The following is a 9,445-nucleotide window of genomic DNA, read 5'->3' as shown; positions in this document are numbered from 1 at the left end:
GCGGCGAGATCGGTGCCGTCGGCAACGGAGACCTGGCCGGCGTGGATGGAGCGGCCGATGCCTACTCCGCCGCCGTGGTGGAGGGAGACCCAGGTGGCGCCGGAGGCGGTGTTGAGGAGGGCGTTGAGCATGGGCCAGTCGGCGATCGCGTCCGAGCCGTCGGCCATGGCTTCGGTCTCCCGGTACGGTGAGGCAACGGAGCCGGAGTCCAGGTGGTCGCGGCCGATCACGATGGGGGCCTTGACCTTGCCTTCCTTGACCAGTTGGTTGAAGAGCAGCCCGGCCTTGGCGCGTTCGCCGTAGCCCAGCCAGCAAATGCGGGCCGGCAGGCCTTCGAATTCGACGCGCTCGGCGGCGGCGTCGATCCAGCGGTGCAGGTGCTGGTTCTGCGGGAAGAGCTCCTTGATGGCTTTGTCGGTGACGGCGATGTCCTCGGGGTCACCGGAGAGGGCGACCCAGCGGAACGGGCCCAGGCCCTCGCAGAACAGCGGGCGGATGTAGGCCGGGACGAAGCCGGGGAATTCGAAGGCCCGGCTGTACCCGCCCTTGCGGGCCTCGTCGCGGATGGAGTTTCCGTAGTCGAACACCTCGGCGCCGGCGTCCTGGAACTCGACCATGGCCTGGACGTGGCGGGCCATCGATGCCTGGGCCTTTTTGGTGAAGCCCTCCGGGTCAGCCTCGGCTTCGCGGTGCCATTCGTCCACGGAGATGCCTTCGGGCAGGTAGGACAGGGGGTCGTGGGCGGAGGTCTGGTCGGTGACGATGTCGATGGTCAGCTCACCGGCCTTGTGCCGGCGAAGGAGTTCGGGGAAGACCTCGGCGGCGTTGCCCACATAGCCCACGGACCAGCCGCGGCGCTCCTCCTTGGCCTTGAGGACCTTGGCGATCGCGGCGTCGAGGTCGGTCTCCACCTCGTCCAGGTAGCGCTTGCCGGCCCGGCGGCGCAGGCGGGTCTCGTCGACGTCGATGATCAGGCAGGCGCCCTCGTTCAGGGTGACGGCGAGGGGCTGGGCGCCGCCCATGCCGCCGCAGCCGCCGGTCAGCGTCAGGGTGCCGGCGAGCGTGCCGTTGCTGTCCCCGGTGAGCTTCCGGGCGATCGCGGCGAAGGTTTCGAACGTGCCCTGCAGGATGCCCTGCGTGCCGATGTAGATCCAGGACCCGGCCGTCATCTGCCCGTACATCATCAGGCCCTCGGCCTCGAGCCGGCGGAACTCGGGCCACGTGGCCCAGTCGCCCACGAGGTTGGAGTTGGCCAAAAGCACCCGCGGCGCCCACTCGTTGGTGCGGAAAACACCCACCGGCTTGCCGGACTGGACCAGCAGGGTCTCGTCCTTCTCCATGGTTTCCAGGGTGTGGGTGATGGCATCGAACGCGGCCCACGAGCGCACCGCCCGGCCGGTACCGCCGTAGACCACCAGGTCATCCGGGCGTTCGGCGACCTCGGGATCGAGGTTGTTCATGAGCATGCGCAGCGGCGCCTCGGTCTGCCAGGACTTGGCGGTGAGCTCGGTGCCGCGGGCTGCTTTGACCGGGCGGGCACCGGTGGTGAAATCGGCTGTCATTGTGTACTCCTAATATCCGGCGCGGCCTAGGCCAGGTTCTTGGACTTGAGCCAGTCCTTGGCGATCTCTCCGACGTCCTCGAACTTCGCCGTGCGGCCGTTCATGTCGATCAGGTCTTCGGTGGTGAGCGCTGCCGAGACCTTGTCCAGGACCTCCTTGACCGTGTCCGTGGACTTCTTCGCGTTGATGACCGGGACGATGTTCTCGGAAAGGAACAGGTTCTTGTCGTCCTCCAGCGCAATCAGGTTGTTGGTCGCCAGCGCCGGGTCGGTGCTGAAGAGGTCGGCAACCTGTACCTGGCCGGAAAGGAGGGCGTTCAGCGTCAGCGGACCGCCGGCGTCGAGCGCCGAGAATTCCTTGAATTCCAGACCGTAGACGGACTTCAGGCCGGCAACACCGTTGACGCGTGTCTTCCACTCCGGCGGTCCGCCCAGGACGAGCTCCTTGGCCGCAGGCTTGAGGTCGCTGATGGACTTGAGGTTGTACTTGTCGGCAGTTTCTTTTTTGACCGCCAGCACGTCCTTGTCCTGTGCCTTGGATGCTGTCAACTGGGTCAGTCCGGCAGGAATCTTGGCGCCCAGTTCCTTGGTGACTTCCTCGGAGGTTACTGCCTTTGTCTTCGGGTCGAGATACTGCAGGAGGGCCCCGCCGTATTCGGGCATGAGGTCGATCGAGCCGTCCTTGAGCGCAGGGATTGTGACCTCGCGGCTGCCGATGCTGGGCTTTTCTGTCACTTGGACACCCTTGGCCTTGAGGGCTACGGCGTAGATCTTGGCGATCAGCTGGCTTTCCGGGAAGTCCGCGGAGCCCACGATGATGCTGTCGCCCGAGCCTGCGGCCTGGGTGTTGGAAGTGCTCATGGGGTCCCCGCCGCAGGCGCTGAGGGCGAGGGCGGCCACGGCCGCGACGGTGAAACCGGTCAGGTACTTTTTCATGTCAATGCTCTCTGGGAGGCTGGCGCGGGGCATGCAGCGGCCAGCTGGGGTGGATTAATACGTGGGGGATGCCGGCGGTGGTTCAGACCGTGATGGGGGCCGGTGGGACGTCCGCCGCCAAGGCCGGTGGGGCGGTCTTGAGGTTCCGCCGGGTCAGCCCTGGGGAGACCACCCGGCGGGTGACGAAGGCGAGCAGCTGGTCGAAGAACAAGGCCATCAGGGCCACCAGCACGGCACCGGCCACCATCTGGCCGTAGTCGTTTTGCGCCTTGCCGTCGATCAGCAGGCGGCCGAGGCCGCCGAGCGAAATGTACGCCGCGATGGTCGCCGTCGAGATGATCTGCAGCAGTGCGCTGCGGACGCCGGACAGCACCAGCGGAAGCGAGCAGGGAAGCTGGACATCCGTGAGGATCTTCATGGTGCGGAAGCCCATGCCTTTGGCGGCGTCGACGGCGGCGGCATCCACTGCCCGGATTCCGGCGTAGGTGTTGGTCAGGATGGGCGGCACCGCGAGGAGCACCAGGACGATGAGGCTCGGGAGGATGTAGCCCATCTTGGATGGGAAGGCGGGGGAGATCATCAGGACCAGCAGAATGAGCAGGCCCACGCTGGGAAGGGCACGGAGGGCGTTGGCCAGGCCGGCAATCATGAAGACGCCCTTGCCTGTGACGCCGATGTACACACCGAGCGGAACGGCGATGACGGCTGCTATTGCGAGGGCGATGAGCGAGTACAGGAGGTGCTCGCCGATCAGGCTGGGAATGCCGTCTGCACCGGTCCAGTGCGCGGGGTCGAACAAGTAGTTCACGATGCCACCACCTTGGGGGTCCACGGTGTCAGCCACCGGTTGAGAAGAATGATCAGCCCGTCCAGGACCATGGCCAGGACCACACAGAGGATGATGCCGGCAACGATCGGGGTGAAGAACCGCAGCTGGAAGCCTTGGGTGAAGAGGGAGCCGAGCTGGGGGATGCCCAGCAGTGCGGCCACGGACACCAGGCTGACGTTGGAAACGGCTGCCACGCGGAGGCCGGCGGAGATCACGGGGACGCCCACGGGGAGCTCCACCTTCAGCAGGCTCTGGTAGCCGCGGTAGCCCATCGCCTTCGCCGCCTGGACGGTGTCTTCGGGAACGGACTCCAGGGCGTCTGCCACTACGCGGACCAGCAGCGCCACCGTATAAATGGTCAGTGCGGCCACGATGTTAAGCGGGTCCAGGATCTTGGTGCCCAGGACCAGCGGCAGCAACACGAACAGCGCCAAGGAGGGGACGGTGTAGAGCAGGCCCGCTACCCCTACCAAAAGGGGGTAGATGCGGCGGCTGCGGTGAGCCCACCAGCCCAGGGGCAGTGCAATCAGCAGGCCCAAGACAAGCGGGGTGACGGCCAGCAGCACGTGCCAGCCGAGGAGGAAGACAATGTTGTCGAACTGGCGGCCCAGCCATTCGAGGTTCATCGGGCCGTCTCCAGGTGCGGTTCGGCCTCGATGGCCCTGACGATGTCGCTGGCAGTGACCGTGCCGATGAGCTCACCGTGGTCATTGACGACGACGCCGCGGCGGCTGGGCGAGGACAGTGCCGCGTCGAGCAGTTGCCGCATGGTTCCGGAGGCTGACGCTGACGTCCCGCTAAGGTTCAGGTGTTCTGTCTTCAGTTCACTGCCGATCAGCTCGGGCTGTGCCCAGCCCAGCGGCTTCCGTGCGCCGTCGAGGACCAGCACCCACGCGCCGGATGCCTTTGCCTGCGCTTCCGCGGCGGAGGCTCCGAGGTGAACCACGGGTTCTTCGCTGACCGAGACAGTGCCGGCGGCATTGGCGAACCCCAGGGAACGGTAGCCGCGGTCCCGGCCAACGAAGTCGGCCACGAATTCATCGGCGGGGGCGGTCAGGAGCTCCGACGGCGTGGCCATCTGGGCCAGCTTTCCGCCGACGCGCATCACAGCCACCTGGTCGCCCAGCTTGAGGGCCTCGTCGATGTCGTGGGTGACCATGATGATGGTCTTGCCGATTTCGCGCTGCAGGCGGAGGAACTCGTCCTGCAACTGTGCGCGGACCACGGGGTCCACGGCACTGAACGGTTCATCCATCAGCATGAAGGCCGGATCCGAGGCCAGCGCGCGGGCTACTCCAACACGCTGCTGCTGGCCGCCCGAGAGCTGCCAGGGGTAGCGGTTGGCAAAGTTCGCCGGCAGGCCCACCCGCTCCATCAGTTCGAGAGCCTTCGTGCGGGCTTTTTGCCTGCCCTCCCCAAGCAGCACCGGCATGGTTGCCACATTGTCCACGATGGTGCGGTGCGGGAACAGGCCGGCGTGCTGGATGACATAGCCGATCCGGCGGCGGAGCAACGCTGCATCCATGCCGGAGGTGGGCTGGTCGTCCAGGTAGATGGTTCCGCTGGTCGGTTCAATCAGGCGGTTGATCATCCGCAGGGAGGTGGTCTTGCCACAGCCGGACGGACCAACCAGGATTGTTAGTTTCCCGGTCGGCGCTTCAAGGTTCAGCCCGTCGACGGCGACTGTTCCGTCAGGATAGGTCTTGGTGACATTTTCAAACTTGATCATTTCTCTTCCATGCTTTCCTGGGGCATTTCATGGTTTCCGGAGGGCTCGGTGAGGACATTGCCAGCGACCTTCACCAGTTCCTCGCCAATCTTCAGAGCCTTGGCTTCGTCCAGCCGGTAGCTGGGTACGACGATGCTCAGCGCGGCAACAGTGCGGCCGCCGATCACGATGGGAGCGGCGACGGCTGTGATGTCGTCTTCCACTCCGCTGCGCACGATGGCGAAGCCGCGCTCGGGCTGGTGGCCGTTCAGGACCTGGCCGGCAGCAGATCCGTCCAGCGGTATGCTCCGACCGACCCAGCTGGCATGCCGGACCGAGCGGGTACCTTCGACTATTGCTATGTAGATTCCGGTGTCCCCAGGACCGGGAATGCTCAGATAGCAGGACTCACCCGTTTCGGCCACCAGCCGCTTCATGTGCGGGGTGCAGATCGAGACCAGTGATTCCTGGCTCAATGCCAGCGCGCCCAGCTGGATGACACTGGCGCCGGGGCGGAAGTTCCCGCCCGGGTCCCTCGATACAAAGCCGGCGCCCTCCAGAGTGCGGAGGAGGCGAAGTGCTGTGCTGGCGGACAGGTCAACAACACGTGCGGCGTCGCTGAGGGTGATGGAGCCGTCAGTACACACGGCGCTGAGCAGCGCCAGCGCCCTCTCCACCGTGCGTGTCGAAGAATCTGCAGCCACTGTCTGACCCGCTTTCAAGTGGTCCGAATCACTATGTCTTGCCACTAAGTAAAAACCTACTTTCATTTGATGGCAACCCCTTGAGCCAAAATTACGCAGGTTTTCGACCGGGCTGATGAGTGTTACGCCCTGTGGCAACGGCGTGTTTCCGCCGTGTTGCAGGGCGGTTAACTGTTCCGGGCGAGCCCTGAAACCCTTGTCATCCAGTGGAATCTAGTTTTTACTTGGTGGCAGTCCCTACTACCGGAGGTTCACTGTGGAAACCGTCAATCAGCTCCTTGACTCGATCAAGGGCGTGGGCCGGGACGCGGTTCGCGGAGGCTATTCCCGCGCTGTCTATTCGACCGCCGAGCTCGACCTGAGGGCATGGTTCATCGAACAGGCACTCCAGCGCGGCCTTTCCGTGGAGACCGACCGCAACGGCATCATCTGGGCATGGTGGGGCAAGCCCCAGGAGGGTGCCCTGGTCACGGGCAGCCACCTTGATTCCGTGCCGGGAGGAGGGGCCTTCGACGGCCCTCTCGGCGTTGCCTCGGCACTGGCCGCGGTCGACATTCTCAAAGCGCGCGGAACAGTGCCGGCGCGGTCCCTGGCCATCACGGTGTTCCCGGAGGAGGAAGGCTCACGCTTCGGCGTGGCCTGCCTCGGCTCCCGGCTTCTCGCGGGCGCCATCGCCGTCGATAAGGCCCGGAACCTGCGTGACGGCGACGGCAACACCTTCGCCGACGTGGCGCGGACCAACGGCCTTGACCCCAGCCATCTGGGCCCTGACGCCCAGGCCCTCGCGCGGATCGGTGACTTCGTGGAACTCCACGTCGAGCAGGGCAAGGGGCTCGGGGCGCACGGCCCGGCCATCGCCGTCGGAAGTTCCATACTCGGGCACGGACGCTGGAAGCTGAGCATCAGCGGCCAGGGCAACCACGCCGGGACCACCCTGATGGCGGACCGTGCGGACCCGATGGTCGCGGCTGCACAGATCATCGTTGCGGTCCGCGACACCGCCGCGGCGCAGCCCGATGCGCGTGCCACCGTCGGGCGCCTGATGCCGGTGCCGGGCGGAACCAACGTCATTGCCTCCCGGGTGGACATGTGGCTGGATGCACGTCATCCCGACGACGCCGTCACCGCCCGCCTGATCGAATCCATTCACGGCACCGCCCGCCACATTGCGGCCGGTGAAGGATGCTCTGTATCCCTCACCGAGGAGTCCTACAGTGACACCGTGCATTTCGACCCCGGACTGAGCCGGCGGATCAGCGGAATCCTCCCCGATGCACCCGTGCTGGCCACCGGCGCGGGCCATGACGCGGGGGTGCTCTCGGCGCACGTTCCGTCCGCAATGCTGTTTGTCCGCAATCCCAGCGGCATATCGCACTCCCCTGAGGAGTATGTTGCGGACGAGGACGCGAACGCCGGTGCTGTCGCGTTGGCTGATGTTTTGGAGGGCCTGCTGTGAACCGGTTTTGGTGCGAGGCGGCACTGATAGAGGCCGACGGCGGGCCAACGGTCGCCACCGGCGTGCGGCTGGAAACGCACGATGGACGGATTGCAGGCATCACGTCCGGCGTCAACGCTGCACCGGGTGACCCGGTGCTGAAAGGCGTCGTCTTCCCGGCTGCCGCCAATGCCCATTCCCACGCCTTCCACAGGATTCTCCGCGGCCGCACACATGACGGGCGCGGCGACTTCTGGGTTTGGCGGGAGCAGATGTATCGCAGTGCCGGCGAACTGACCCCGGAAAAGTACGAAAAGCTTGCCACGGCGGTCTTCGCAGAAATGGTGGTGGCCGGCTTCAGCAGCGTGGCGGAGTTCCATTACGTCCACCATCAGCCGGACGGCCGCCCATATGCCGAGCGCCATGCGATGGAACTGGCGCTGGCCCGGGCGGCAACAGCGGCCGGCATCAGGCTGACCCTGCTGGACACCCTGTATCTGGCCGGCGGCGTGAAAGCGGACGGCGTCGCCGCACCGCTCAGCGCAGAACAGGTCCGGTTCGGCGACGCCGACGCCCACCGGTGGCTGGAAAGACTCAGCTCGCTTCGGGCCGAAGTGAGCCGCGCCTTTCCCGCGGAAATGGTCAGCGTGGGAGCCGCGCTGCATTCTGTGCGGGGCGTTCCCGAGCAGGAACTCAAGACTGTCGCCGAACATCTCCCTGCCGACATTCCCCTTCACATCCACCTCAGCGAACAGCCCGCGGAGAACGACGCCTGCCAGCGGGCATACGGGGTCACCCCGGCGGGTCTGCTGGCACGGCACGGACTGCTCACCCGGCGCCTGTCCGCAGTCCACGCCACGCACCTAACGCCGGAGGATATCCGGCTGCTTGGCGAGGCCGGTTCCACAGTGGTGATGTGCCCGAGTACCGAGGCGGATCTCGCAGACGGCATCGGGCCCGCCCGGGCATTGTCCGACGCCGGAGCGAACATTGCGCTCGGAACTGATCAGCACGCCGTGATCGACCCCTGGACCGAGATGCGCGCACTGGAACACGGCGAGCGGCTTCGCTCCGGCCAACGTGGCAGATTCACGCCAGGGGAACTGCTGGCCGCGGCCACGGGCGGGGCGGCGGCCGCCATGGCCACGCCGGTCATGCCGGCGGCCCTCCGGACCGGCGCCGTATGTGACCTGATGGCCGTGGCACCGGATTCGGTTCGCACCGCGGGATCGCAGGCGCAGCAGTTCCCATTCAGCGCGACGGCCAGCGACGTCACCGACGTGGTAATAAACGGCGAAATGGTGGCGTCCAACGGGTCCCACCTACGCCTGGGAGAGCCGGGCGGCCTCGTCACCGAGGCCCTTATGAATTTCTCGTAAGCCCATTTTCTAGTTCCGCAGGTAGTTGTCATCGACACGCTGAGCGACGGCATCATGCGGGCAGTGGTTCGCTGCCTGTCATAAGCAGCCCCGTTGACCCTGATTGTTCAGCTCGGTGAGCGGCCGGGTTGGCAGGTGGATCCAGCCCTCTTCACGCGCTGCAAGGCTCTGGTCTGGGTCGGGGAGCAGGGTCGCTTGGAGTGCGGTGGCGCGGGCTGTCAGTGATGCGATGACGGAATCGAGTAGATCGTCCGAGGCGGTCGCTGGTCGCGGTAGGTATCAAGGTCCAGCCAGGGTGCCGCGGCGGTGAGCTGGCCCAGAATGTTGTTGCGGACTTCGGACTCAGGTGTCCCTCGGCCCTTGTACCGGCGGGCCGAGATGCCCCATATCTTCAAGGAAGCGGCAGGGTAGACCTCGACAAGATGTCCCGTGCCGTCCCTGGGCTGAACGCCGCAGGCCCGGGCTATTTTGGCCTGGATGACGGCGCAGCGCATGGCCGGATGCGCCAACCGGTCCGCCGACACGCTCAACGGGATCAGGCCCGTTCTGCCAGTGACGAATCGGTCGCTGGTCCGGTAGGCAAGCTCACGGCGCCCCGCCAACCCGTCATGACAGAGGACGGCACCGGGTTCCTCCCGGGAATGACCGAGGAGGAATGAGAGGAAGGGCGCCGGCCAGCCAAGAGGACAGTCGATGCCGGTCACATCGGAGTCTCGGAAAAGCTCGACGACGGTTTCGTCCGTGACGCCGAGAGACAAGTGGACAAGCCGCGCCTGCCCGTCGCGCCACTCAATGATCGCAGCAGCCGTTCTCTTCGGATCAGCGGCCAGGTCGATCCCCAGAGTCTTCACGCTGTCACTCTCGAAGGTTTCGCGGACGGGGACGACCTCGCA

Annotated in this window: 9 protein-coding genes; 2 read left to right on the top strand and 7 right to left on the bottom strand. The window is 65.8% G+C overall.

What is annotated here, in order from left to right:
- The 6 genes from DBZ45_RS13170 to DBZ45_RS13145 all read right to left on the bottom strand — a co-directional run.
- Window positions 1–1,562 (bottom strand): urocanate hydratase (locus tag DBZ45_RS13170; protein ID WP_111904348.1); only part of this gene is annotated, 1,562 nt, incomplete at its 3' end.
- Window positions 1,563–1,588: 26 nt separating this feature from the next.
- On the bottom strand, window positions 1,589–2,497 hold the full coding sequence (locus tag DBZ45_RS13165; RefSeq protein WP_111904347.1) for an ABC transporter substrate-binding protein: 909 nt from the start codon (window positions 2,495–2,497) through the stop codon (window positions 1,589–1,591).
- An 82-nt stretch (window positions 2,498–2,579) separates the two neighbouring features.
- Window positions 2,580–3,305 (bottom strand): ABC transporter permease, encoded by a 726-nt coding sequence (locus tag DBZ45_RS13160; RefSeq protein WP_223257070.1) that lies wholly within the window; start codon window positions 3,303–3,305, stop codon window positions 2,580–2,582.
- Window positions 3,302–3,952: an ABC transporter permease gene (locus DBZ45_RS13155; RefSeq protein WP_111904346.1), complete on the bottom strand. Its 651-nt coding sequence runs from the start codon at window positions 3,950–3,952 to the stop codon at window positions 3,302–3,304. The genes DBZ45_RS13160 and DBZ45_RS13155 overlap by 4 nt, the downstream gene beginning before the upstream one ends.
- Window positions 3,949–5,055, bottom strand: a complete 1,107-nt coding sequence (locus DBZ45_RS13150; protein WP_111904345.1) for an ATP-binding cassette domain-containing protein — start codon at window positions 5,053–5,055, stop codon at window positions 3,949–3,951. The genes DBZ45_RS13155 and DBZ45_RS13150 overlap by 4 nt, the downstream gene beginning before the upstream one ends.
- On the bottom strand, window positions 5,052–5,738 hold the full coding sequence (locus DBZ45_RS13145; RefSeq protein ID WP_223257069.1) for an IclR family transcriptional regulator: 687 nt from the start codon (window positions 5,736–5,738) through the stop codon (window positions 5,052–5,054). The genes DBZ45_RS13150 and DBZ45_RS13145 overlap by 4 nt, the downstream gene beginning before the upstream one ends.
- 256 nt (window positions 5,739–5,994) lie before the next feature.
- Here DBZ45_RS13145 and DBZ45_RS13140 point away from each other — a divergent pair, with 256 nt between their 5' ends.
- Together DBZ45_RS13140 and DBZ45_RS13135 are read left to right on the top strand one after the other, a co-directional pair.
- Window positions 5,995–7,194 (top strand): allantoate amidohydrolase, encoded by a 1,200-nt coding sequence (locus DBZ45_RS13140; RefSeq protein ID WP_111904343.1) that lies wholly within the window; start codon window positions 5,995–5,997, stop codon window positions 7,192–7,194.
- Complete coding sequence (locus DBZ45_RS13135) at window positions 7,191–8,552, top strand: formimidoylglutamate deiminase (protein ID WP_111904342.1); 1,362 nt, start codon at window positions 7,191–7,193, stop codon at window positions 8,550–8,552. Before DBZ45_RS13140 ends, DBZ45_RS13135 begins: the two co-directional genes overlap by 4 nt.
- 218 nt (window positions 8,553–8,770) lie before the next feature.
- Here DBZ45_RS13135 and DBZ45_RS13130 read toward each other — a convergent pair whose 3' ends face one another.
- Window positions 8,771–9,403, bottom strand: coding sequence for a DUF429 domain-containing protein (locus tag DBZ45_RS13130; RefSeq protein ID WP_317616961.1), 633 nt, complete (start codon window positions 9,401–9,403; stop codon window positions 8,771–8,773).
- Window positions 9,404–9,445 lie beyond the last annotated feature (42 nt).

The sequence above is a fragment of the Arthrobacter globiformis genome (genome assembly GCF_003261175.1).
Classification (GTDB): domain Bacteria; phylum Actinomycetota; class Actinomycetes; order Actinomycetales; family Micrococcaceae; genus Arthrobacter; species Arthrobacter globiformis_A.
The sequence above is the reverse complement of the archived record's forward strand: the minus strand, read 5'-3'. Positions and strand labels throughout refer to the sequence as shown.

Bases quoted from the DNA above. Each gene is read 5' to 3' on its own strand.
- DBZ45_RS13150 (WP_111904345.1), bottom strand. From the start codon at position 5,055: ATGATCAAGTTTGAAAATGTCACCAAGACCTATCCTGACGGAACAGTC.
- DBZ45_RS13155 (WP_111904346.1), bottom strand. From the start codon at position 3,952: ATGAACCTCGAATGGCTGGGCCGCCAGTTCGACAACATTGTCTTCCTC.
- DBZ45_RS13165 (WP_111904347.1), bottom strand. From the start codon at position 2,497: ATGAAAAAGTACCTGACCGGTTTCACCGTCGCGGCCGTGGCCGCCCTC.